The sequence below is a fragment of the Paraburkholderia sp. BR14374 genome (assembly GCF_040948685.1).
Lineage (GTDB): Bacteria > Pseudomonadota > Gammaproteobacteria > Burkholderiales > Burkholderiaceae > Paraburkholderia > Paraburkholderia youngii.
In genome coordinates this window covers 225,398-249,054 of sequence record NZ_JBFPKF010000003.1, presented here as the reverse complement: position 1 = coordinate 249,054, position 23,657 = coordinate 225,398, and the positions used below count along the sequence as shown (strand labels likewise).

15 protein-coding genes are annotated in these 23,657 nt (G+C 64.5%); 6 read left to right on the top strand and 9 right to left on the bottom strand.

Features of this window, described 5'->3' with window-relative positions:
* The first annotated feature begins 87 nt into the window (after positions 1-87).
* Complete coding sequence (locus AB3X86_RS08225; RefSeq protein WP_176107154.1) at positions 88-741, top strand: glutathione S-transferase family protein; 654 nt, start codon at positions 88-90, stop codon at positions 739-741.
* Positions 742-785: 44 nt separating this feature from the next.
* On the opposite strand, the gene AB3X86_RS08220 is transcribed toward AB3X86_RS08225, so the two are convergent.
* The 3 genes from AB3X86_RS08220 to AB3X86_RS08210 all read right to left on the bottom strand — a co-directional run bounded on the left by AB3X86_RS08220 (position 786) and on the right by AB3X86_RS08210 (position 6,340).
* Entirely contained in the window at positions 786-2,744 is a 1,959-nt protein-coding gene (locus AB3X86_RS08220) for a Cache 3/Cache 2 fusion domain-containing protein (RefSeq protein ID WP_368595573.1), read from the bottom strand.
* A gap of 183 nt (positions 2,745-2,927) precedes the next feature.
* Entirely contained in the window at positions 2,928-5,597 is a 2,670-nt protein-coding gene (locus tag AB3X86_RS08215) for a heavy metal translocating P-type ATPase (protein ID WP_368595572.1), read from the bottom strand.
* Between the two features lie 95 nt (positions 5,598-5,692).
* Complete coding sequence (locus AB3X86_RS08210) at positions 5,693-6,340, bottom strand: FMN-binding negative transcriptional regulator (RefSeq protein WP_368595571.1); 648 nt, start codon at positions 6,338-6,340, stop codon at positions 5,693-5,695.
* Between the two features lie 295 nt (positions 6,341-6,635).
* Between AB3X86_RS08210 and AB3X86_RS08205 the strand changes: the two genes are divergently transcribed.
* The gene (locus AB3X86_RS08205; protein WP_368595570.1) at positions 6,636-8,063 is read left to right on the top strand and encodes a DUF1254 domain-containing protein; all 1,428 of its coding nucleotides are present in this window, start codon (positions 6,636-6,638) and stop codon (positions 8,061-8,063) included.
* A gap of 213 nt (positions 8,064-8,276) precedes the next feature.
* Positions 8,277-12,059 carry a DUF748 domain-containing protein gene (locus AB3X86_RS08200; protein WP_368595569.1) on the top strand — a complete coding sequence of 1,261 codons (3,783 nt, stop codon included), beginning with the start codon at positions 8,277-8,279 and terminating at the stop codon, positions 12,057-12,059.
* A 1,027-nt stretch (positions 12,060-13,086) separates the two neighbouring features.
* On the opposite strand, the gene acnA is transcribed toward AB3X86_RS08200, so the two are convergent.
* The 6 genes from acnA to AB3X86_RS08170 all read right to left on the bottom strand — a co-directional run bounded on the left by acnA (position 13,087) and on the right by AB3X86_RS08170 (position 21,368).
* Positions 13,087-15,801: an aconitate hydratase AcnA gene (gene acnA / locus AB3X86_RS08195; RefSeq protein WP_368595568.1), complete on the bottom strand. Its 2,715-nt coding sequence runs from the start codon at positions 15,799-15,801 to the stop codon at positions 13,087-13,089.
* Positions 15,802-15,843: 42 nt separating this feature from the next.
* Entirely contained in the window at positions 15,844-17,295 is a 1,452-nt protein-coding gene (locus AB3X86_RS08190; RefSeq protein ID WP_368595567.1) for a bifunctional 2-methylcitrate dehydratase/aconitate hydratase, read from the bottom strand.
* A 24-nt stretch (positions 17,296-17,319) separates the two neighbouring features.
* Positions 17,320-17,823, bottom strand: a complete 504-nt coding sequence (locus AB3X86_RS08185; protein WP_013092926.1) for a hypothetical protein — start codon at positions 17,821-17,823, stop codon at positions 17,320-17,322.
* Between the two features lie 100 nt (positions 17,824-17,923).
* A complete protein-coding gene (gene prpC, locus AB3X86_RS08180; protein WP_368595566.1) occupies positions 17,924-19,111 on the bottom strand; it encodes a 2-methylcitrate synthase in 1,188 nt (395 codons plus the stop codon).
* A gap of 57 nt (positions 19,112-19,168) precedes the next feature.
* Entirely contained in the window at positions 19,169-20,185 is a 1,017-nt protein-coding gene (locus AB3X86_RS08175; protein ID WP_368595565.1) for a CoA ester lyase, read from the bottom strand.
* A 199-nt stretch (positions 20,186-20,384) separates the two neighbouring features.
* Positions 20,385-21,368, bottom strand: a complete 984-nt coding sequence (locus tag AB3X86_RS08170) for a malate dehydrogenase (RefSeq protein WP_013092929.1) — start codon at positions 21,366-21,368, stop codon at positions 20,385-20,387.
* 538 nt (positions 21,369-21,906) lie between these two features.
* Between AB3X86_RS08170 and AB3X86_RS08165 the strand changes: the two genes are divergently transcribed.
* From AB3X86_RS08165 to sdhD, 3 genes are all read left to right on the top strand, one after another.
* The gene (locus tag AB3X86_RS08165) at positions 21,907-22,707 is read left to right on the top strand and encodes a GntR family transcriptional regulator (protein ID WP_176107165.1); all 801 of its coding nucleotides are present in this window, start codon (positions 21,907-21,909) and stop codon (positions 22,705-22,707) included.
* A 157-nt stretch (positions 22,708-22,864) separates the two neighbouring features.
* Positions 22,865-23,281 (top strand): succinate dehydrogenase, cytochrome b556 subunit, encoded by a 417-nt coding sequence (gene sdhC, locus AB3X86_RS08160; RefSeq protein WP_013092931.1) that lies wholly within the window; start codon positions 22,865-22,867, stop codon positions 23,279-23,281.
* Between the two features lie 3 nt (positions 23,282-23,284).
* Complete coding sequence (sdhD, locus tag AB3X86_RS08155) at positions 23,285-23,653, top strand: succinate dehydrogenase, hydrophobic membrane anchor protein (protein ID WP_013092932.1); 369 nt, start codon at positions 23,285-23,287, stop codon at positions 23,651-23,653.
* The last annotated feature ends 4 nt before the right edge of the window (positions 23,654-23,657 follow it).

Genomic DNA, 23,657 nt, shown 5'->3' with positions numbered 1-23,657 from the left:
CCTTGCCGCGCTTTGGTGCGCGCGCGCACCGCGGCGTGCATGAGTGCAGGCACGCGCGGCGCGATACCCGATCTGGAGGACACACGCATGGGAAATACTACGCTCACGATTAGCAGCAGGAACTATTCGTCGTGGTCGCTGCGCGGCTGGCTGCTGACGAAGTTCAGCGGCTTGCCGTTCGAGGAACTCGTCGTGCCGATCGACGACCCCGCGACGCGCGCCGAACTACTGCTGCTCTCGCCGTCGATTCTGGTGCCATGCCTCGTGCACGACGGCGTCAAGGTCTGGGACACGCTGGCGATTGCCGAATATCTGAACGAGCTGAAGCCGCAAGCCGCGCTGTTGCCGCATGAGATCCGCGCCCGCGCGCATTGCCGCTCGATCTGCGGCGAGATGCATTCGGGGTTTGCGTCGTTGCGCTCGGCGCTGCCGATGAACCTGAAGGCGCATTTCCCGGGCTTCAAGGTCTGGGCGCGCGCGCAGTCGGATATCGAGCGGATCGTGACGATCTGGCGTGAATGCCTGAAGGAGTACGGCGGTCCGTTCCTGTTCGGCGAGCGGACCGCGGCGGACGCGATGTACGCGCCGGTGGTCACGCGTTTCGTGACCTATGACGTGCAACTCGAGCCGGATATCGTCGAATACGGGCAGCACATCATGGCGCTGCCCGAAATGCGCGAGTGGATCTCGCTAGCGCGGCAGGAGGTCGAGGAGATCGACGAACTGGATGTCGAGTTCTGAGCGCGGCGGGCGCCGTGCGCCGCCGCCCGCAGTAGGCAGATCCGTCAGCCGCGCTCGCCTTCCAGCTTGAACACGCTGACCAGCTGCGCGAGCCGCGCAGCCTGCTCGCGCAATTCGGCCGCGGCGGTTTCCGCATCGACGACGATCGTCGCGTTCTGCTGCGTCGCCTCGCCGATCTGCGTGACCGCCCGGTTGACCTGCTCGATGCCGCCCGACTGCTCGCGCGACGCGACGTTGATCTCGCTCATGATCGCGCGGACCTGACCGACCTGAGTGACGATGCCTTGCATCGTCGCGCTCGCTTCTTCGGCAATCCGAAAACCGCTGTCGACGTTCGCGCCCGACGCCGCGATCACTCCCTCGATCTCCTTCACTGCCGCCGCGCTGCGCTGCGCGAGCGCGCGCACTTCCGACGCGACGACCGCAAAGCCCTTGCCGTGCTCGCCCGCGCGCGCCGCTTCGACGGCCGCGTTCAGCGCGAGGATGTTGGTCTGGAAAGCGATACCCTCGATCACCGTCGTGATCTCGGCGATTTTTTGCGACGAGCGGCCGATCTCGCCCATCGTCGACACCACGCGTTCGACCGCGCGGCCGCCTTCGAGCGCGGCGTCGGCGGCTTGCGTGACGAGCGTGTTCGCTTCGGTCGCGTGATCGGCGTTCTGCTGCACGGTCGACGTGATCTGCTCCATGCTCGCGGCAGTTTCCTCGAGGCTGCTTGCCTGGGTCGCGATGCGGCCGCTGCCGGGGGCGATTTTCTCGGTACCCGCCGACATGCCGGCCGACGCGTTGCGCACCTGCGCGACGATGCGCGCGAGCCCTTCGCCGATGCCGTCGATCGCCTGCATCAGACGGCCGATCTCGTCGGCGCGCGTGCGGCCGTGCGCCACTCGCACGCTCAGATCGCCCGCGGCGAGGCGCTCGGACGCACGCGCGGCTTCCTCGAGCGGACGGCTGACGAGCCGCCGCACCGCGATGAGAAACACGATCGCGAACAGGCCGACCAGCGCGAGGCCGAGCAGCAGGAACGCGTTGCGGGTGCGCACGACGTCGGCCATCACTTCGTCGCGCGGCGCGACGCCGCCGACGAGCCACTGCCACTCCGGCACCGTGACGAACGACACGAACTTGTCGCCCGCGTCGCTCTCGCCGAGGGTCGCGTCGGCCGAGCGGTAGTCGAGCTCGCCCTGCTTCATGTCGAGCATGCGCTGATACGGTGCGTTCGCGTCGTCGGCTTTCTGGCCGGCGGCAGCCGGATGCACGAGCAGCTTGCCGCGCTCCGCGCCGCTCGACGCGTCGAGCACGAAGTAATAGCCGGTCGCGCCGATCTTCAGCGCGCGGATGCCGTCCTGGACCGACTGGATCTCCTTGTCCACGTCGACGCCGACGAACAGCGCGCCGATCACTCGGCCGCTCGCGTCGGTGATCGGCTTGTACTGCGTGATCATGCGCTTGCCGAACAGCGGGGCGAGGCCGGTGTACGTGCGGTTCGCGAGCAGCGGCGCATAGGCGGGCCCCTTGCGGTCGAGCAGCGTGCCGATCGCGCGGGTGCCGTCCTGCTTCTTCAGCGACGTGGTCACGCGCACGAAGTCGTCGCCGCTGCGCGCAAAAATGGTCGCGATCGCGCCGCTGCGTTGGAGGAACTGGTCGGGAATCGTGAAGTCGAGGTTCAGCACCTTGTCGCCGGCTTTGAAAGTCGGCGTCGCGGTGCCGCCGATATCGACCTTCTGCGTGTCGTCGAGCGAGAAGTCGGTGGGCAGGAAGCTAGCGAATAGCGCCATCGATCGATCGACCTCGGCCGACAGCGCCTTGTCGAACAGCGCGATCATCGCGGCGATCGAGCGGTCTTTGTCGGCGATGCGCGCGAGCACCTGGTCGCGCACCTGGTCGCCGGCGGCCCGTGCGAGCGCCCACGCGAAGGTGCTGAAAATGACCGCGACCAGCACGCACGAGAGCACGGCAAGCCGTGCGCCGACGCTGGCGCGGCGCGAGAAGAATGAGTTCATGGGCAGGCGTGAAATGGGGATTGGGCGATGCTCGTCGGGCGTGGCCGCGATCGGGCATCGGTTGACTGGTTTACGGCTCGGGAGACGGCGGGCTTGAGGCTGTATGAAAGGCGGCCGTAACAGGCTGAAAGGGGCCGCAATGGGCCCCCCAAAAGGACGAGACGGAAGGCCGGAAGGGTGTTCCTACGCTGCTTGGCGCGCCTGGGCGACGGTGCGGCCGGGCGCTGTGCGCCAAGTCCGCAACAGCAGCGCATTGGTGACGACGCTGACGCTCGAAAACGCCATCGCCGCGCCCGCGAGCATCGGATTGAGCAAGCCGAATGCGGCCAGCGGAATGCCGATCAGGTTGTACACGAATGCCCAGAACAGGTTCTGCTGGATCTTGCGCCAGGTTCTGCGCGAGATGTCGATCGCATCGGCGACCAGCGCCGGGTCGCCGCGCATCAGCGTGATGCCGGCGGCGTGCATGGCGACGTCGGTGCCGGTTGCCATCGCGATGCCGATGTCGGCGGCGGCGAGTGCGGGCGCGTCGTTGATGCCGTCGCCTGCCATCGCGACGATGCCGGCGTGGCGCATCTTCAGGTCGCGGATCACGCGGGCCTTGTCGTCGGGCAGCACCTCGGCGTGGAATTCGTCGATGCCGAGCGCCCGCGCGACGCTCGCCGCACTGCCGTGGTTATCGCCGGTCACGAGCACGCTGCGGATGCCCATTTGCGCGAGCCGCGCGACAGCCGCGCGCGCGGTCGGCTTGACCGTGTCGCCGAACGCGATCAGCGCGAGCGCTTCGGGGGAGTCGGGCCCGCGCGTCATCAGCCACGACGCCGTGTTGCCTGCCGCTTCGAGTTCCTGCGCGCGCGCGGTGAGCGCGGGCGGCAGCGCGATATCGAGCTCATGCAGCCAGCGCGTGCTGCCGAGCGCGAGGGTGCGGCCGTCGACGTCGGCTTCGACGCCCCGGCCGGCGACGGCGCGAGCGGCGGTGGCGCTTGGCCCGCCGGCTTCGCCAGCGAGTTGCCCGAGTTGAGCCTCGGACGCGCGCACCACCGCCCGCGCCAGCGGATGATCGCTATGCCGCTGCACCGCCGCCGCGAGCGCGAGCGCTTCGTCGCGGCTCACGCCGCCGACCGGCTCGAACGCCGTCACCGATGGCTGGCCGAGCGTCAGCGTGCCGGTTTTATCGAACGCGACGATCGACACGCGATGCGCGATTTCGAGCGCTTCCGCGTCCTTGATCAGCACGCCGTGGCGCGCGGCGACGCCGGTGCCGGCCATGATCGCGGCGGGTGTCGCGAGTCCGAGCGCGCATGGGCAGGCGATCACCAGCACCGCGACCGCGTTCAGGATCGCGGTTTCCGCGCCCGCGCCGGCGAGCAGCCAGCCGATCAGCGTCAGAGCGGCGAGCGCGAGAATGGCCGGCACGAAGATTTCGCTGACGCGGTCAACCAGCCGCTGAATCGGCGCCTTCTCGGCCTGCGCGCTTTCGACGAGCCGGATGATGCGCGCGAGCGTCGTCTCCGCGCCAATCGCGGTGGTCGTCACCACGAGCGCGCCTTCGCCGTTGATCGAGCCGGCCGTGACGGCGTCGCCGGTCTGCTTCGGCACCGGCAGGCTTTCGCCGGTGATCAGCGCTTCGTCGATATGCGTGCGGCCTTCGAGCACCGCGCCGTCGACCGGCACGCGCTCGCCCGGCCGCACGATCACGATGCTGCCGACCCGCACCTGCGCGAGCGGCACCTCGCGTTCGCCGGCGCCGTCGCGGATGCGCGCGCGCTCGGGGCGCAGCGCGTTGAGCGCGCGGATCGCGTCGGTGGTCTGGCGCTTCGCGCGCGCCTCGAGCCATTTGCCGAAGCGCACCAGCGTGATCACGACTGCCGATGCCTCGAAGTACAGATGCATCGTGTCGCCCGGATGCACCGCGAGTTCGTAGACGCTGATGCCGTACGCGGCCGATGTGCCGAGCGCGACCAGCAGGTCCATGTTGCCCGCGCCGGCGCGCACCGCGCGCCAGGCGGCGCGATAGAAGCGCGCGCCGAACACAAACTGCACGATCGACGCGAGCACGAACTGCGGCCACGCCGGCAGCATCGCGTGCAGGCCGAACCATTCGCCGAACATCGGCGCGACGAGCGGCAGCGTCAGCAGCGCGCACGCGCCGACGCTCGCGAGGTCGCGGCGGATTTGAACCTGCTTGCGGTCGACGGCCGGGGCAGGCGTCGTGTCGAGGATGTCGCTGACGGCGCCAGTCGAGGCGGCCGTCGCCGCCGTCGCCGCCATTGTCTCGGCCGGAGCGACAGCAGCGCGCGGCGCGCTCAGCGTCGCTTCGTAGCCGGCCTTTCTGACGGCGGCGATCAGCGCGGCGGCATCGGCGGATGCGGTGCCTTGCGGATGAACGGTGGCGGTTTCGGTCGCCAGATTGACCGACGCGCGCGCGACGCCAGGCACCTTCGCGAGCGCCTTTTCGACGCGCAACGCGCAGGCGGCGCAGGTCATGCCGCCGATCTCCAGTTCAGTGGTCGGCGGCGTGTCGGCGGGTGTCGCGGCAAGCGTCGCGATTGTCTGTTCGGCGACATCGGCGTTGGCGACCGGTGTCGCTTCGTATCCGGCCTTGCGCACGGCCTCGGCCAGTTGCTGAGGCGCGAGCGTCGCGTCGCTTTCCACGCGGGCGCGCTCGGTCGCGAGATTCACCGATGCGCGCGCCACCCCCGGCAGCCTGGTCAGCGCTTTTTCGACGCGGCTCGCGCACGACGCGCAAGTCATCCCGCCGATGTCGAGTTCGACGACGCGCGTGAGTGAAGGGGAAGGGGAAGGGGAAGCGGCAGCGTCGGCGGGGCGCTGCGGGTTGGCAAGTCCGGTCATGGCAGGCAAGGCTCGTGGCGGCATTGGGCCGCATGGTGAAGCCAGTATCGACCTTCCCATGACGGGAAGGTCAAGGCCGGATTATGCGCCCGCCGTCAAAACGCCGGCGGCGCATCGAGCATCGCCTGTCCCACCGCTTTCTGTTGATCGCCGTCGCGCGCGAGCAGCGTTTGCGCCGCGCCGCGCCGGTCTTCGGCCGCCTTGTTCTGGCCGAGCTTCCATTTGCCGACGAGCCGCGTCACTTCGATCTCGATACCGACGATCGCGCCGAGCATCTGCGCGATGTAGTCGGCCGGCGCGTCGCCCATCTTCCACGGCACCGGCTCGCCGGCTTCCATCTTGCGGGTGAGCCGCGCGACGAGGCCGCGCACGAACGATTCATCGTCATGCACCACAATCCTGCCATGAGCATGTACGACCATATAGTTGTAGGTCGGCACCTGTTTGTGCGTTTCGTGTTTGCTCGGGTACCAGCTCGGCGAAATATAGGCGGTCGGCCCCTGGAAGATCACGAGCGCTTCTGGATGAGTCGCGGCTTCCTGCCAGACCGGGTTCGCCCGCGCGACGTGCGCGCGCAGCACCAGACGTGACGAATCCGCCGCGTCCTCCTGCGCCTCGAACGGCAAATGATTCGCGTCGAGCCCATTGGGGCCATGCGTAATCAGCGCGCCGAAAGAGTGCTCGGCGATCAGGCGGTGAAGAACCTCTGGACGGTTCTCTTCGAAATGGGCGGGCATGTACATTGAAACGCTCCGAATGCAGGACGACGAAAGAGTGAGGGCGAATCGGCGAGACGGCGGATCGACGGATTCGCGAATCAAAAAGCATCGCGCGCTCGCGCGAGCCGTTGGGGCGGGAACATAATGTGGCAACGACGCTGCTTTGTGCTTGCCTGGCTAGGAAGGATACGATACAACGCGAGGTTGTCGGAATCGCAATCCGCGGACTCGCTGCGCAGTGTTTCGGGAGAACCGCGCATGCACGTGGCGCTGCACACCGGCATCTCCTACAGGACTGCACGCTCCGCACTCTGAACGAATGATAAAAAATCTCCGAGAACTGTTTTTGCTGCAACGAACCTGCATATCCTGCATATCGCTCGCGGGTTTCGCACTGCTGGCCAGCTGCGCGTCGACGCCCACCGCGACGCAACAAAGCAACGGCTGGGTCAAGGACGAAGTCGGCGACTCGTACTTATTCGGCTATCCGCTCGTGCTGATGAGCGCCGCGCGCGATGCGGCGGTCGGCGCCGAGCCGGGCCAGGCTCCGTTCAACACGCTGCGCCACGCGCAGGCGCTGCCGCCGATCGGCGCGACCAACCCGCCGCAGCCGAGCCTCGACACGCTCGACTCGACCGGCTGGCTCGACCTTGCAGCCGAGCCGGTGATCCTGGCGCTACCTGATTCGCATGGCCGTTACGTCGATGCACGCGTGCTCGACATGTGGACCAACGTCGCGTGGTCGACCGGACCGCAGTTCGCCGCGCGCACGGGCACGGCGAAGGGCCTGCGCGCGCAGACGATCGCGTTCGTCGCACCGAGCTGGAAGGGCGAGCTGCCGAAGAGCGCGACGCGCGTCGAAGTGCCGACCCGCAACGCCTGGATCAGCGTGCGCATCCAGTCGAGCGGCGCGCGCGATCTGAACGCGGTGCGCAAGCTGCAGCGCGCGATCCGTCTGGAGCCGCTGAGCGTGTTCGTCGGCGACGCCGAGCCGGCGGTGCCGCCGCGCGGTTATGCAAGCAGCGTCGCGGGCCCGAGCGGCACGCCGGCGCAGCAGGTCGCCGCGCTCGATGCAAGCGGCTTCTTCGGCCGTCTTGCCGACGCGTTGCCTGACAATCCGCCAACACCGGCCGATCCGCATGCGCTCAAATTCCTCTCCGACCTCGGCGTGACGCCTGGCGATCCCGTGGCGCTGCCGAAGTCATCCGCTGTGCTCGCGGCCGGTCTCGCCGATGGTCGCGAGCGTGTCGCGACGCCGCCGTCGAATCTGCTGAGCGCGAACGGCTGGAGCTGGCTCGGCGACGGCGTCGGCAACTATGGTCCCGACTACGCATTGCGCGCGTATGCGGCGAGCGCGGAGTTGGGGATCGGTACGAAGGATGACGAAGTACGCGCGGTCGTCACTCAGGACAGCGACGGCAATACGCTGAACGGCGCGAATCGCTACGTGATCCACTTCGCGGCGAACCAGTTGCCGCCGGTGCGCGGATTCTGGACCATCACCGCGTACACGAAGGATGGCGCGCTGAGCGAGAACGCGCCGGCGCGGCTCGCGGTTGGCGATCGCAATGGCGCGCGCCGCAATCGCGACGGTTCGCTCGACGTGGTCGTGTCGTCGACGCGCAGCCGCACCGGCAACTGGCTGCCCGCACCGCGCGCGGACATGCAACTGGTGCTGCGCCTGTATGCGCCGAAGCCGCAAGCCACCGACGGCAGCTGGCAGCCGCCGCCGGTCGTGCGGCAATGACGTGAACGGCGCGCGGGCAAACCGCGCGCCGTCCGGTGTCGTTATCTAACGCTCGCGATAATTTTCTTCGCGAGAAAGCCGGTCGGTCAGCAGCACGAATCGTCAAGGTTGGCCTGACATTCCTGTCTAACCATTGATTCAAGACTTATACTGCCGCATGCGGGATTTCTGTTTTTCGCGGCGGGCTTGCCGCCGCATTCCTCCACGTCGAGCATGGCAAGCCTCAATAAAGCATCGTTAGCCTCCTCCATTCAGACTGTGCGCGCAGTCGCGCAGTCGCACCGTACGCGGCGAATTCTCGTCGGTCTGTTGATCTTCGTCGTCGTGATCGGCCTGCTCGGCTTTTTCGCTGCGCCGCCGCTGATTCGCCATATCGCGAGCCAGCAACTGAGCAAGCAGCTCGAGCGGCCGGCGTCGATCGGCCGCGTTGCACTCAATCCGTACACCCTGCGTTTCGAGGCCGACAACGTGCATATCGGCGAGCGCGGCGGCGCGGGCGACTTCGTCGATATTTCGCGGCTCATCGTGAAGCCGTCGTGGAGTTCGCTGTTTCGCGGCGCGCCGATCGTCGACGAAGTGCAGGTCGATTCGCCGCGCTTTCATCTCGTTCGCCTCGACGCACAGCACTTCAATTTCAGCGACCTGATCGAGAAGTTCGCGAACCAGCCGGCAAAACCCAACAGCAAACCGACGCAGTTCTCCATCTCGAACATTCGCGTCGAAAACGGCCAGGTCAAGTTCGACGACCGCGTGCTCGGCACGAGCCACGTGATCGATCAATGGAAGCTCGGCATTCCGTTCATCGCGACGTTGCCGTCGAAGACCGATATCTTCGTCGAGCCGCTGCTGCGTGCGCGCATCGACGGCGACAGTCAGCTCGCGATCGACGGCAGGACCAAACCGTTCGCGGCGTCGCGCGAGTCGGAAGTGTCGCTGCGCTTCGACGATCTCGACGTGCCGAAGCTGGTGTCCTACGCGCCATCGAAGCTGCCGGTGATCGTGCAGTCGGGCAAGCTGTCCACTGACCTGAAGCTGAACTTCGTGATGGCGAACGACACGCCGTCGCTGCGCGTGGCCGGCACCGTCGACCTGAACGACGTGGACGTGCAGGATCAGGGCAAGGCACCGTTTTTCGCCGCGCGCGCGGTGCATGTAGCGGCGGCATCGCTCGAGCCGTTGAAGAGCGTCTATCACTTCGACGATATCCGCATCGACGCGCCCAGCGCGAGTGTCGCGCGCGACAAGGACGGTGTATTGAGCGTCGAGCATATGTTTGCGCCCGCGCCCGGAAAACCGGCGGCAAAGGAAACCGCGGACACGAATGCCAAGCCCAAAACCGCCGCCGCCGAAAAAGCGGCCCCGCCGTTCGACGTCGCGATCAAACGTTTCACACTCAACGATGGCACCGTCAACGTACACGACGAGGCCGCGTCCCGTCCGGTCGAAGCCGGTCTGCAAAATCTCGCGGTCACGCTGACCGATTTCTCGACGCTCGCATCGGCGCCCGCCCATTACACGCTGAACACGGACCTGAAGGACGGCGGCGGTTCGCTCGCCGCCGACGGCACGGTCGGCCTCGCAGCGAAGACGGCGAGCGCGAAGCTCGATCTGAAGTCGCTGAAGCTGCCGCCGCTGCAGCCGTATCTCGACACCGCGACGTCCGCGCAGGTGCTCGATGGTGCGTTGTCCGCGACGACGAATATCGACGCGAACTGGTCGAAGTCGCCCATGGCGCTGACGGTTGCGGACACGAAGCTGGACATGCAGAAGGTGAAGCTCGCGGCGCGCGGCGACACGACGCCGGTGATCTCGCTCGCGCAGGGCAACGTGGTGGTCAAGCAGGTCGACGTCGCGGCGCGCACGGCCGACGTGACGAGCGTCGACGCAACCGGCCTCGCGGTCGACGCGCAGCGCCTGAAGGACGGCACCATCAATCTGAACGCGCTCGCGGGGGCGCATCAACAGGCGACGGAGCGCACGGCGATTCACGCGGCGAAAAAAGCGCAGGCCGAGGGCCCCGCATGGCGCTATAAGATCGGCGAATTGACGCTCAAAGACGCGACCGCCGAGTTCACCGACAACATGACGGCGCAGCCGGTCAAACTGAGCTTCACGCCGGTGCAGTTGAAGGTGCGGCAGATCAGCGACGACCTGAGCCGACCGCTGCCCGTCGATCTGCAAGCGACGTTGAACAAAAAGGGCACGCTCGGCGTAAAGGGCGACGTCACGGCGACGCCGCTCAAGCTGGCCGTCAAGATCAACGCGAATCAGCTCGACGCGGCCGCGTTCGAGCCGTACTTCGGCAGCCAGCTGAACGCGTCGCTCGCTAGCGCGCTGCTGAATGCGAACGGCGATCTCTCGGTCAGCCAGGCGAAGTCGCTGAAGGCGAACTTTCGGGGCGACATGGCGCTCGTCGCCGTGCGCCTGATCGACAAGGCGACCTCCGACCCGTTCGCGGGCTGGGGCTCGCTTGCGCTGACGAACCTGAAGGCCGATTACGACGAGCACGGGGGGACCGCGGTCGACGCGGGGCGTGTGACGTTCTCGAAGTTCTATGGCCGCGTGCTGCTCGACGCGCAAGGCAAGCTGAACTTGAAGGATGTGGTCGCGCACGAGGGCGGTACGACGCAGCCGCTGACGCGCAGCAAGAGCGGCTCGCACCCGATTCCGCTGACGCCCGAGGCGGTGTCCGAAGCGGTCGCCGCGTCGGCGCCGGCGGCGGTCGCGGCAGCATCGGCTGCGGCGCCGGGCAAGGCAACCACCACGCCTGCGGCCACCGCCACGGCCGCGACGCCGCCACAAAATCCGCTCAAGATGCACTTCGGGCAACTGGTGTTGCAACAGGGCCGCGTGACCTACACCGACAACTTCGTCAAGCCGAACTACACGGCGAACCTCGTCGACATTCAGGGCACCATCGGCGCGTTCGGTACCGAAACGACCACGCCCGCACCGGTCGATGTCGCCGCGAAACTCGCGGCCAACGGTCCGCTGACGATTCGCGGCACCGTCAACCCGCTGATCGCGAAACCGGCGCTCGATCTGACCGCGACCGCGCACGACATCGAGCTGACCAACCTGACGCCGTATTCGGCGAAATACGCGGGCTATCCAATCACGAAGGGCAAACTCAACGTCGATCTGCACTATCAGCTTGCGAACGACCAGCTGAACGCGAACAACCACCTGTTCATCGATCAGCTGACGTTCGGCGATCATATCGACAACGACACCGCGACCAAGCTGCCGGTGCGTTTCGCAATCTCGCTGCTGAAGAACTCGCGTGGCGAGATCGACGTGAACCTGCCGGTGTCGGGCTCGCTGTCGAACCCCGAGTTCAGCATCGGCGGGCTGATCTGGCATGCGGTGCTCAATCTGCTCGAGAAGGCGGTGACCGCGCCGTTCTCGCTGATCGCGCATGCGTTCGGCGGCAATGGCGAAGACCTCGGCTACGTCGAATTCGAGGCCGGCTCGGCCACGCTCACCGACGCCGACAAGCAGAAACTCGACACGATCGTCAAGGCGCTCACCGACAAGCCGTCAATCCGCATGGACCTGATCGGCCGCGTCGATCCGAAGGTGGACGAGCCGGCGCTGCGCACGCGGTACGTCGATCAGATGGTCAAGCGGCAGAAGATCAAGGACGCGGTGGGTAACGGCGAGAGCGTCGATCCGTCGACGGTCACGGTCGAACAGAAAGACTACGAAAAGTATCTGACCAAGGCCTACAAGTCCTCCGACTTCAAGAAACCGCGCAACTTCATCGGCATGACGAAGACGCTGCCGGACGACGACATGAAGAGCGCGCTTGCGGCCAACGCGCCGATCGACGACGCAAGCCTGCGCCAGCTTGCGCAGCAGCGCGCACAGAGCGTGCAACAGTACCTGGAGGGCAAGATCGACAGCAGCCGTGTGTTTATCGTCGCGCCGAAGATGAATGCCGACGATATCAAGGACAAGGGTGCGACGACGCGGGTCGATTTCGGCTTGAAGTGATGGTGGCGGGCAAGCCGGTCGGAGATCTGTTGCTTGTCACCCGACAGATTTTGCCGCGGCGTATCGTGCAGGCGCGGGCACATGGCAGTGGAAAACCGCTTTCGTCCAAGGCGGAGGCGGTATCCCGAGCACCTTTCTGCGCAATGGCATAAGCCTTGCGCGTGGTCCGGTCACTCCCAATCCGGACACAAGGACCATTGCCATGACGACTCTTACCATCCACGATTTGCCGCGTGTCGATCTGCTTGATCGAAACGGCATGCACGCCATTCGAGGCGGTTTAGCGCTCTCCAGCGTGCTAGCTCCTACGGAGCCATGTCGATTGGCCATTCCGACTGATCCCTGTCGGTCGGTCATTCCCACCGAACCCTGCACGTCCTTCGCGAGCTAGGTGCGGTCCCGTCGAGTTAGGCACCAGAAAAACAAACGCGCCGGACATTGCGTACCGGCGCGGTTCATACAGGACACGTCTTCAGACGTATCTATCAGGACCGTTCAGTCCTGCGGGATGCTCGCTGGCTCTTACCGAAGCCACGCGAGCGGCTTACATAGCAGTGGTCAGAGTCAGTATTCAAAGGCATTCCCTCCAAGGTGAAGTTGAGCATTCAGCCTGCGTTGCATCAGGAGGACACGTCTCACGGGGCGCCGCAGCCAAGGGACGGCGTGCGGCCGTCATATGTGCGCTGTGCACGAGCGCGGCGCTGACGCCCGGGGGTGAGACGCATCCCACACACGTCTTCTCATGATCGAAGACGCCCTCGGCGGCTACTCCAACTACTTCAACTGTTTGCCGCCTCAAGGAAAATGTAAGGTATTTCCCACGAAGAAGAAACCAGGCAGGTTGTCGCGCGGCATGTTGTCGTGATGCCGAACTCCGCATCAGGTTCGAGTTCCCTTCGCACGCTGCGTGGCACGCCGAGAAGAACTAAAAAAAAGCCCGACCTGAGGTCGGGCTCCAAAGTCGGCTGCGCCCTCCACAGGACGCAGCCCCTGCAAACCGGCGAGGCTACATGCGTTGCCGTGAAGCTCAAGCAGCCAGCAGCGAGCGCAGCACGAACGGCAGAATCCCGCCGTGCTTGTAGTAGTCGACTTCGATCGGCGTGTCGATACGCAGCAGCACCGGAACGCGCTTGTCGCCGTCTTTGCCGTGGATCACGAGCGTGACTTCCTGTTGCGGCTTGAAGTCGTCACCGAGACCTTCGATGTCGTACGTTTCTTCGCCGGTGATACCGAGCGACTGCACGCTATCCGAGCCCTTGAACTGCAGCGGCAGAACGCCCATGCCGACGAGGTTCGAACGGTGGATCCGCTCGAAGCTGCGTGCGACCACGGCCTTCACGCCCAGCAGCTGCGTGCCCTTGGCCGCCCAGTCGCGCGACGAACCCGTGCCGTACTCTTCGCCCGCGAACACGATGGTCGGCGTGTCGGCTTCGATGTACTTCATCGCCGCGTCGTAGATCGACAGCTGTTCGCCGCTCGGCTGGTGAATCGTCAGGCCGCCTTCGACGCGCGTGCCGTCCGCCTTTGCCGGGATCATCAGGTTCTTGATACGGACGTTCGCGAACGTGCCGCGCATCATCACGTCGTGGTTGCCGCGACGCGAGCCGTAGCTGTTGAAGTCGGCCTTCTGCACGCCGTTTTCCTTCAGCCAGCGGCCTGCCGGCGAGTCTTCCTTGATCGAGCCTGCCGGGCTGATGTGGTCGGTCGTGACCGAGTCACCGAAGATGCCCAGAGCGCGCGCGCCCTTGACCGGCGCGATGCTGGAGGCCGGCGTCATCGAGAAGTCCTTGCCGAAGAACGGCGGCTCGGCGATGTAGGTCGACTTCGGCCAGTCGTAGACCTGACCTTCTTCGCCCTCGATCTTGCTCCACAGGTCGCCCTTCTTCGTGAGCTGCGAGTAGTTCTTGCGGAACGCGTCGGCATCCATCGCGTACTTCAGCAGCGCGTTGACTTCGTCGCTGGTCGGCCAGATGTCGCCGAGGTAGATGTCCTTGCCGCCCTTGCCCTTGCCGACCGGCTCGGTCATCAGGTCGCGCGTGATGTTGCCGGCGATCGCGTACGCGACGACGAGCGGCGGCGACGCGAGGAAGTTCGCGCGGATGTTCGGGTGGATACGCGCTTCGAAGTTACGGTTGCCCGACAGCACCGCTGCCGCGACGATGTCGTTCTTCGTGATCGCTTCGTTCAGTTCCGGCGTCAGGTCGCCCGCGTTGCCGATACACGTCGTGCAGCCGTATGCGGCCAGCGTGAAGCCGAGCTTGTCGAGGTACTTCAGCAGGTCGGTCTTCGTCAGGTACTCGGTGACGATGCGCGATCCCGGCGCCAGCGACGTCTTGATGTGCGGAGCAACCGTCAGGCCGGCCTCGACAGCTTTCTTCGCGAGCAGACCGGCGGCGAGCAGCACGCTCGGGTTCGACGTGTTCGTGCACGACGTGATCGCGGCGATCAGCACGTCGCCGTTCTTCACGTCGACGCCGTTGCTCGTCGTGTATTGCGCGTCGAGATCCGCGGCCTTTTTCGCGAAGCCGTTTTCAGAGACCGGCTTCGAGAACAGGTCGATGAAGGTCGACTTCACGTGGCCGATCTCGATGCGGTCCTGCGGACGCTTCGGGCCTGCCAGCGACGGCGCGACCGTGGCGAGATCCAGCGTGACGACCTTCGTGTAATCGATGTCGCCATCGGCCGGAATGCCGAACAGATCCTGCGCCTTGAAGTAGTTCTCGAACGCCGAGATTTCCGCTTCCGTGCGGCCCGTGCCGTGGAAGAACTCGATGGTCTTTTCGTCGACCGGGAAGAAGCCCATCGTCGCGCCGTATTCCGGCGCCATGTTGCCGATCGTCGCGCGGTCCGGCACCGACAGCGAGCGCGTGCCTTCGCCGAAGAACTCGACGAACTTGCCGACGACCTTCTCCTTGCGCAGCAGTTCGGTGATCGTCAGCACGAGGTCGGTCGCGGTCACGCCTTCGATCAGCTTGCCCTTCAGGTGCACACCGACGACGTCCGGCGTCAGGAAGTACACCGGCTGGCCGAGCATGCCTGCTTCGGCTTCGATACCGCCCACGCCCCAGCCCACCACGCCGATGCCGTTGATCATCGTCGTGTGGCTATCCGTGCCGACCAGCGAGTCCGGGTAGTACACGGTGTCCGCGCCGTCGGCCTTCTTGTGCACGCCGCGCGCGAGATACTCGAGGTTCACCTGGTGAACGATGCCGACGCCCGGCGGCACGACCTTGAACGTGTCGAACGCCTGCATGCCCCACTTCATGAACTGGTAGCGCTCGTTGTTGCGCTGGAATTCCAGCTTCATGTTCAGGTCGAGCGCGTTTTTCTCGCGGAAGTGGTCGATCTGCACCGAGTGGTCGACGACGAGGTCCACCGGCACCAGCGGCTCGATCGACTTCGGATTCTTGCCGACGGCCTTCGCGACGCCGCGCATCGCGGCGATGTCGGCGAGCAGCGGCACGCCGGTGAAGTCCTGCAGCACGACGCGCGACACGACGAACGGAATTTCATCGACGCGCGCCGCGTTCGGCTTCCAGTTCGCGAGTTGCGTGACGTGTTCTTCGGCGATTTTCTTGCCGTCGTAGTTGCGCAGCACCGATTCCAGCACGATACGGATCGAGACCGGCAGACGGTCGATTTTGAGGTTCAGAGCCTTGCCGAGTTGCGGCAGGGAGTAGAACTTGCCTTTGCCGGAACCGCTGTCGAATTCCTTGAGCGTTTTGTGGAGGTTGTGGGCCATGGTGTTTTCCTTGGTTTGGATCGCGGAACTACAGTACTCAGCCTAGATGACGTAAAGATCGACGTATTCATTGACCGGCGTCGCTTCGAGCTTGGCTTGGTCGAGCGAGACGTCGAGAATCGCCAGTTGTTGCTTGACCGGAAAGCGCCGCGCGAGGTTGGTCTTGAACTTCTCGACCAGCAACGGAATACCGTCCTCTCGGCGGCGCTTATGACCGATCGGGTATTCGACTACGACTTCCCCGAACTTCGACCCGTCGTTGAATTCGATCGTCAGTGCATTGGCGATCGAACGCTTCTCCGGGTCGTGATAATCCTTCGTGAACTGTGGATCTTCTACGCATTCCATTTTCGCGCGCAACGCATCGATACGCGAGTCCTGCGCCACTGAATCTTCGTAATCGGCGGCCGTCAGACGGCCGAAAATCAGCGGCACCGCGATCATGTACTGGATGCAATGATCACGGTCGGCCGGATTGTTCAGCGGGCCTTTTTTATCGATGATGCGAATCGCGGCTTCGTGCGTGCGGATCGTCACGCGGCGAATGTCTTCGACGCGCCGGCCTTGGCGCGAGAACTGCGCATGCAGCGCGAGCGCGGCTTCCGCGGCGGTTTGCGCGTGGAACTCGGCCGGAAACGAGATCTTGAACAGCACGTTTTCCATCACGTACGAGCCGTACGGACGCTGGAACCGGAACGCGTTGCCGTTGAACAGCACGTCGTAGAAGCCCCACGTTTTCGCGCTGAGCACCGACGGATAGCCCATCTCGCCGGTCTTCGAGATCAGCGCGAGGCGCACGGCGCGCGAGGTGGCGTCGCCGGCGGCCCACGATTTGCGCGAACCGGTGTTCGGCGCATGGCGGTAGGTGCGCAGCGCCTGCCCATCGACGAGCGCCTGCGATACCGCGTTGATCAGCTCTTCGCGCGTGAGGCCGATCAACTGGCCGACCACTGCGGTCGACGCGAGCTTGACGAGCAGCACATGATCGAGCCCGACCTTGTTGAACGAGTTCTCGAGCGCGATGCAGCCTTGAATTTCGTGCGCCTTGATCATTGCGATCAGGACGTCTTTCATCGTCAGCGGCGCTTTGCCGGCTGCGATGGCGGTACGCGAGAGCCAGTCGGCCGTCGCGAGAATGCCGCCGAGGTTATCGGACGGATGGCCCCATTCGGCGGCGAGCCAGGTGTCGTTGAAGTCGAGCCAGCGGATCATCGCGCCGATGTTGAAGGCGGCCTGAACGGGATCCAGCTGGAACGACGTGCCCGGCACCTTCGCGCCGTTGGGGACGATCGTGCCTGCCACGATTGGTCCCATCAGCTTGGTGCAGGCCGGGTAGGTAAGCGCCTCGAGTCCGCAACCGAGCGTGTCGATCAGGCAATGACGCGCGGTTTCCAGCGCGAGCGCGCTGTCGATCCGGTAATCCAGCACGTAGTCGACGATATCGACCAGGACGGCGTCCGGGGCGGGTCGTACGTTGGAGATCGGGGCGGACATCGGGGGCTTCCCTGGCGGCGAAAATCAGTTGCCGGTCTTGTTGATCGCGTTCGATTGCGTTGCTGCCGGCGCGCCCTGTTCCATCGCGACCGTCTTGCACTCGTCGGCGAGACGCGAGCTGTCCTTGTCCTGGAACAGCATGGCCTTCGTCGGGATCACGACGAGGTCCATACCGGTTGCCGCGTCGTGGAAGCGATCGGCGCCCGTGGTGGTCGCTTCGCGCGGCAGGTTGTAGTTTTTGTTCGCCCAGTGAACCGTGACGATCTGGTCACGCTTCATGTCGCCTTTCATTTCGAAAGCCAGACCGTCCTTGCACGACCACTTTTCCGACCCTTCCGGGATCGGATCGACCTTCGCTTCCTTCACCGGATTGGCCTTGCGCTTGACGAGGCGGCGCGGCTCCGGGCGCTTTGCGACGGCCTTCTTCGTGGTGGTGGTGGCCGTGTCCGCAGCAGCGGCGTCAGTCGCGACGGTCAGCATCGTCGTAGACAGGGCGCCAATCATGGCGGCGATCATCAGCTTTTTCATGGAGAAAACCTTTCTATCAAATCAGTTAAACAGTGCGCGGACGACCGGTCCGGCGGCCGCGCGGGTTGAACTGCACGCGCTGTGGAGCGCACAGCGACCGCTATTTTCTCCTATTTAGCGGCACGTACTTTAAATTCTCGGGTCCGGTGTAATTCGCGCTCGGCCGGATGATCTTGTTGTCGACGCGCTGTTCGATGATGTGCGCGCTCCATCCTGCCGTACGCGAGATCACGAACAGTGGCGTGAACATCGCGGTTGGCACGCCCATCATGTGATACGACACCGCGCTGAACCAGTCGAGGTTCGCGAACATCTTCTTCGCTTCCCACATCACCGATTCGAGGCGCTCGGCGATCGAGAACAGCTTCATGTTGCCCGCTTCCTTCGACAGCTTCTTCGCGACTTCCTTGATGACCTTGTTGCGCGGGTCCGAGATCGTGTACACCGGATGGCCGAAGCCGATCACGACTTCCTTGTTCTCGACGCGGCGGCGGATGTCGGCTTCGGCTTCGTCGGGTGTCTGGTAGCGCGACTGGATGTCGAACGCGGCTTCGTTGGCGCCGCCGTGCTTCGGGCCGCGCAGCGCGCCGATCGCGCCGGTGATTGCCGAATAGATGTCCGAGCCCGTGCCCGCGATCACGCGGCCCGTGAACGTCGACGCATTGAACTCGTGCTCCGCGTACAGGTTCAGCGACACGTGCATCGCATCGACCCACGCCTTCGACGGCTCGACGCCATGCAGCAGATGCAGGAAATGGCCGCCGATCGAATCGTCGTCGGTTTCGACCTCGATGCGCTTGCCGTTGTGCGAGTAGTGATACCAGTACAGCAGCATCGAGCCGAGCGAGGCCATCAGCTTGTCGGCGATATCGCGCGCGCCGGGCAGGTTGTGATCGTCCTTCTCGGGCAGCACCGTGCCGAGCACCGACACGCCGGTGCGCATCACGTCCATCGGATGCGCGGCGGCCGGAATCCATTCGAGCGCGGCCTTCACGTTGGCGGGCAGGCCGCGCATCGACTTCAGCTTCGTCTTGTAGGCGGTCAATTCGGACTGGGTCGGCAGCTTGCCGTGGACCAGCAGGTAAGCGATCTCTTCGAATTCGCACGCCTCGGCGATGTCGAGAATGTCGTAGCCGCGATAGTGCAGATCGTTGCCGGTCTTGCCGACCGTGCACAGCGCGGTGTTGCCCGCGGTCACGCCCGACAGCGCGACGGATTTTTTCTGTTTGAAGCCGCTTTGCGTTTCGTTGCCGCCTGTTGCGTCAGCGGCTTGCGTCGTCTCGCTCATGTTCCGCCTTCTCCTGTGTGCCGGCTCATCGCTGCCGCCGTTTGAAAAACGCGTCGCTTATGCCACTGACTGTCCGTTAGCGCCAACTTGCGCAAAGAGCGGCGCCGCTTCTTGCGGAACAGCGCGGCCGGTGCTCTGCGCGCGGCGCAGCACCGACCAGTAATAGCGGTAGCTCGCACGGTCGTGCAGCGTATCACCGTGACGCGTCGGGCCCCAATGCGCGGACTGCGCGGCCAAAAGGATTTCGGTGGCCGTCGCGATTTCTTCGTCGCGCGGCGCGAACGCGGCGACGATCGCCTCGATCTGCGCCGGATGAATGCTCCACATGCGCGTGTAGCCGAATTCATTGCGGGCGCGCTGCGCGTCGTTCGCGACCACGCTCATGTCGCGCACTTCGGTGCTGACGTTGTGCGACGGCACCTTGCCGTACGCATGGCAGGCCGCCGAAATTTCGAGCTTCGCGCGCCGCACGAGCGGATGATCGAATTGGCCCGGCGAGCGCATCGCGGTATCGGGGATCGCGCCGTCGTGCGCGGAGACGAAGTCCATCAGGCCGAAGCTCAGCGCCTCGACGCCAGGCAGCGCGGCCAGTTCGAACACGCGCGTGAGCGCGCCGTGAGTTTCGACCAGCAACTGCACCGGCACAGGTTCCGCGATGCCGAGTTCGCGCCGCGTCGCCTCGATGAACGCGATCATTTCGGCGGCATCGTGGACGTTGCGGATTTTGGGCAGCGTGATGTAGGCGGGTGCCCGCTTTGCGGCGCGCAGAATCAGCCGCACGTCGTCGCGCCAGTGCGCGTGAGCGAAGTCGTGGATGCGTACGCCGACGCGGCCGAAGCAGTCGTGCTCGCTGCCCAGCAGCGATGCGACCAGTTCCGCGTGCTCGGCCTCGCGGCCGACCTGCGCGCCGTCTTCGCAATCGAGCGTGATATCGAACACCGGGCCGAGTTGCTGCTGTAACGCGAGCGACTTCAGCATCAGCTTTTCGCTTCCCGCGTAGTGGTCGCAGGCAGGCAGCACAGCGGGCGGCGCTTCGCCCTCAAACAGCACTTCGGCGGGTGTGAGAACGCGCATCTTCGGCGTGTGGGGCGTGGTGAAGATTAGGGAGGTCGGATTCGGGCGCGCTCTGCGCGAGCGTAGTCGGGAGACGGCAAAGCACGTTCGAATCAGAGGCGAATGGCGACGATCGCAGCGCCATTCGCACGAAAAAAACCGGAACCCGCCGCGCTGACGCTTCGTAGTTCCGGTTCATCGGCATCAGATGATCAGATACTTAGCCGAGCAGGTGCTGAACGCCGTCGCGCTCTTCCAGCAGTTCCTGCAGCGTGGCGTCCATCTTTTCGCGCGAGAACGCGTCGATTGCCAGACCTTCGACACGCTTGTACTCGCCGTTTTCGCAGGTCACTGGCACGCCGTAGATGATGTCTTCAGGGATGCCGTACGAGCCGTCCGAGGGGATGCCCATCGTGACCCACTTGCCGTTCGTGCCGAGCACCCAGTCACGCACGTGGTCGATCGCAGCGTTGGCCGCCGATGCCGCCGACGACAGGCCGCGCGCTTCGATGATCGCCGCGCCGCGCTTGCCGACGGTCGGGATGAACGTGTTGCGGTTCCATTCTTCGTCGTTGATCAGCTTGGTCAGGTCCTGACCTTCAGCCGTTGCGACGCGGAAGTCCGGGTACATGGTCGGCGAGTGGTTGCCCCACACCGCGAGCTTTTCGATCGACGCGACCGGCTTGCCCGACTTGGCCGCCAGTTGCGACAGCGCGCGGTTGTGGTCCAGACGCAGCATCGCGGTGAAGTTCTTCTTCGGCAGATCCGGCGCCGACTTCATTGCGATGTACGCGTTCGTGTTGGCCGGGTTGCCGACCACCAGAACCTTCACGTCGCGGCTGGCGACTTCGTTAAGCGCCTTGCCCTGAACCGTGAAGATTTCGGCGTTGGCCGACAGCAGATCCTTGCGCTCCATGCCCTTCGAACGCGGACGCGCGCCGACGAGCAGGGCGATGTCGGCGTCCTTGAACGCGACCTTCGGGTCGTCCGTGATCACGACGCCCGACAGCAGCGGGAATGCGCAATCATCCAGTTCCATCACGACGCCTTTGACGGCGGCTTGCGCTTGCGGCAGATCGAGCAGTTGCAGGATCACCGGCTGGTCCTTGCCGAGCAGGTCGCCATTGGCGATGCGGAACAGCAGGGAGTAAGCGATTTGACCTGCGGCGCCGGTGACGGCAACGCGCTTTGCGGGCTTAGCCATTGAGAAATCTCCAGGACGATGCGTTAGACGCTAGGGAAAACGCCATTCTATATGCGCGTTCAGCGAAGCGTTATGAAACACGGCGGAATTCACTGTTCGCGTGCGGGCTCGGAATGTGCCGAGACCGGGTGGCGCGTTGCGGCAAGACCGCCGTGCCGGAAATCCGTACTATCGAGCGGGATGGGATGGCCCAGGGCTTACGCCGGGCCGGGCCGCAACAGCACGGTGCGGGCTCCTGCGAACAGCGCGTTTCGGCGAGTGTCGGGCCAGCGGCTGCAACACGGAACAGCACGCGAATGCAACGGATGGCGGCGAATCGAAACCTGGACTGCGTAGGGGACGGCATGGTGCAGAGTGGCGGCCGGAGCGTCGCGGCGCTGCATCAAACAGCTGCCGCAAAATCCCGCAAACCCTTGCTCGACAAGGAGTGTAGGAGTCGAAACCGACAAAGTCAACAGTATCTTATGTCTTATATAAGACACATCTATCGAAGGGAAAACCCTAGACGTGCCCCGGCGCTTTATGATGAAATGCGCGCATGAATTCGAACCCGGCGAATCCTGTAAACCCGAATGGCCAAGGGGCCGCGGGCGAAGCTGTATCCGCTGTTTCCGCTGCTGCGTCGCCGACCTTCAGCCCCTTGTATCAGCAGATCAAGGGCTTGATTACGCAGAGCCTCGAAAGCGGCGAATGGAAGCCGGGCGAGATCATTCCTAGTGAAGTCGAACTGGCCGCGCGTTTCAAGGTGAGTCAGGGTACGGTGCGCAAGGCGATCGACGAGCTGGCCGCCGACAACCTGCTGGTGCGCCGTCAGGGCAAGGGCACGTTCGTTGCGACGCACAACGAAGAACGCGCGCAGTTCCGTTTCCTCAGATTGCTCGCCGACGACGGCGCGGAGCATCCGCACGTAAGCCGTCTGCTCGAATGCCGGCGGCTGCGCGCATCGGCGGAAATTGCCCGGCAACTCGATCTGAAGCCGGCCGATCCGGTCGTGCTGATCAAGCGTTTGCTGCAGTTCGACGGCGAAGTGACCGTGCTCGACGAAATCTGGCTGCCAGGCGCCGTGTTCCGCGGGCTCACGCTCGAGCGGCTTTCGGAGTACAAGGGTCCCCTCTACGCGATGTTCGAGACCGAATTCGGCACCCGCATGATTCGCGCGACGGAAAAAATCCGCGCGGTCGCGGCGGAGCCTTCCGTGGCAGACCTGCTGCATGTGCCGGCGGGTTTTCCGTTGCTCTCGGTCGAGCGCGTGTCCTATACCTATGGGGATCGGCCGGTTGAAGTCCGGCGAGGTTGGTATGTCACAACCGGGTATTACTATCAGAACGATCTGAGCTGAATCGGGCTGAAACGAGGCGCGGCGTCCCACACGCGTGCCGATCGGAAGGCGCTTTCATAGCGCGCGCAGCAAAGGATCTGGCGTGGTTTTCGCTGCAGCGCGATATAAAAAGGCGCTAAAATTGCGGATTAGTGTGACTACATAGTAGGGGTCTAGCATGGCAGAAGCGGTAAAGAAACCGAGGCCGGAATTCCGGAACATCGGTATTGGGCAAATATTGACGGCATACCGTCTCCCGCTGGCGGGGCGCGTGTCGATTCTGCATCGCGTGAGCGGTGCCTTGTTGTTTCTCTTCCTTCCGTTTCTGCTGTTCCTCTTCGATCAGAGCCTGACTTCCGAACTGAGCTTCGAAGTCTTCAAGGGCTTCCTCTCCAACATCATCGTCAAGCTGATCACGCTGGTTCTCGCGTGGGCTTTCCTGTTCCATTTCTGCGCCGGCATCCGTCACCTCTTGATGGATACGAATCACGATGCCGTGTCGAAGGAAAAGGGCAAGTCGACCTCTATCGTCGTGTTTGTCGTGTCGTCGCTGCTCACCATCGCATTCGCGGCAAAACTGTTCGGAGCATTCTAAAAAATGGCAGCCAATAACCGAATCGGTTCGAAGCGTCTCGTCGTCGGCGCGCATTACGGTCTGCGCGACTGGCTCGCGCAACGCGTCACCGCCGTCGTGATGGCGGTGTACACGGTGATTCTGCTCGCGTGGTTCTTCCTCGCGCGCGACTTCTCGTACGACGGCTGGGCGTCGATCTTCGCGACGCAGTGGATGAAGCTCGCCACGTTCGTCACGCTTCTCTCGCTCTTCTACCACGCGTGGGTGGGTGTGCGCGACATCTGGATGGATTACGTGAAGCCCGTTGGCACGCGTCTCGTCCTGCAGGCGCTGACGATCCTCTGGCTGCTCGCATGTGCGGGCTACGCTGCGCAGATTCTCTGGAGAGTATAAAAGC

Excerpts from the sequence above, each read along its gene's own strand:
- AB3X86_RS08225 (WP_176107154.1), top strand. The coding sequence starts at position 88 with ATGGGAAATACTACGCTCACGATTAGCAGCAGGAACTATTCGTCGTGG.
- AB3X86_RS08220 (WP_368595573.1), bottom strand. The coding sequence starts at position 2,744 with ATGAACTCATTCTTCTCGCGCCGCGCCAGCGTCGGCGCACGGCTTGCC.
- AB3X86_RS08215 (WP_368595572.1), bottom strand. The coding sequence starts at position 5,597 with ATGACCGGACTTGCCAACCCGCAGCGCCCCGCCGACGCTGCCGCTTCC.
- AB3X86_RS08210 (WP_368595571.1), bottom strand. The coding sequence starts at position 6,340 with ATGTACATGCCCGCCCATTTCGAAGAGAACCGTCCAGAGGTTCTTCAC.
- AB3X86_RS08205 (WP_368595570.1), top strand. The coding sequence starts at position 6,636 with ATGATAAAAAATCTCCGAGAACTGTTTTTGCTGCAACGAACCTGCATA.
- AB3X86_RS08200 (WP_368595569.1), top strand. The coding sequence starts at position 8,277 with ATGGCAAGCCTCAATAAAGCATCGTTAGCCTCCTCCATTCAGACTGTG.
- acnA (WP_368595568.1), bottom strand. The coding sequence starts at position 15,801 with ATGGCCCACAACCTCCACAAAACGCTCAAGGAATTCGACAGCGGTTCC.
- AB3X86_RS08190 (WP_368595567.1), bottom strand. The coding sequence starts at position 17,295 with ATGTCCGCCCCGATCTCCAACGTACGACCCGCCCCGGACGCCGTCCTG.
- AB3X86_RS08185 (WP_013092926.1), bottom strand. The coding sequence starts at position 17,823 with ATGAAAAAGCTGATGATCGCCGCCATGATTGGCGCCCTGTCTACGACG.
- prpC (WP_368595566.1), bottom strand. The coding sequence starts at position 19,111 with ATGAGCGAGACGACGCAAGCCGCTGACGCAACAGGCGGCAACGAAACG.
- AB3X86_RS08175 (WP_368595565.1), bottom strand. The coding sequence starts at position 20,185 with ATGCGCGTTCTCACACCCGCCGAAGTGCTGTTTGAGGGCGAAGCGCCG.
- AB3X86_RS08170 (WP_013092929.1), bottom strand. The coding sequence starts at position 21,368 with ATGGCTAAGCCCGCAAAGCGCGTTGCCGTCACCGGCGCCGCAGGTCAA.
- AB3X86_RS08165 (WP_176107165.1), top strand. The coding sequence starts at position 21,907 with ATGAATTCGAACCCGGCGAATCCTGTAAACCCGAATGGCCAAGGGGCC.
- sdhC (WP_013092931.1), top strand. The coding sequence starts at position 22,865 with ATGGCAGAAGCGGTAAAGAAACCGAGGCCGGAATTCCGGAACATCGGT.
- sdhD (WP_013092932.1), top strand. The coding sequence starts at position 23,285 with ATGGCAGCCAATAACCGAATCGGTTCGAAGCGTCTCGTCGTCGGCGCG.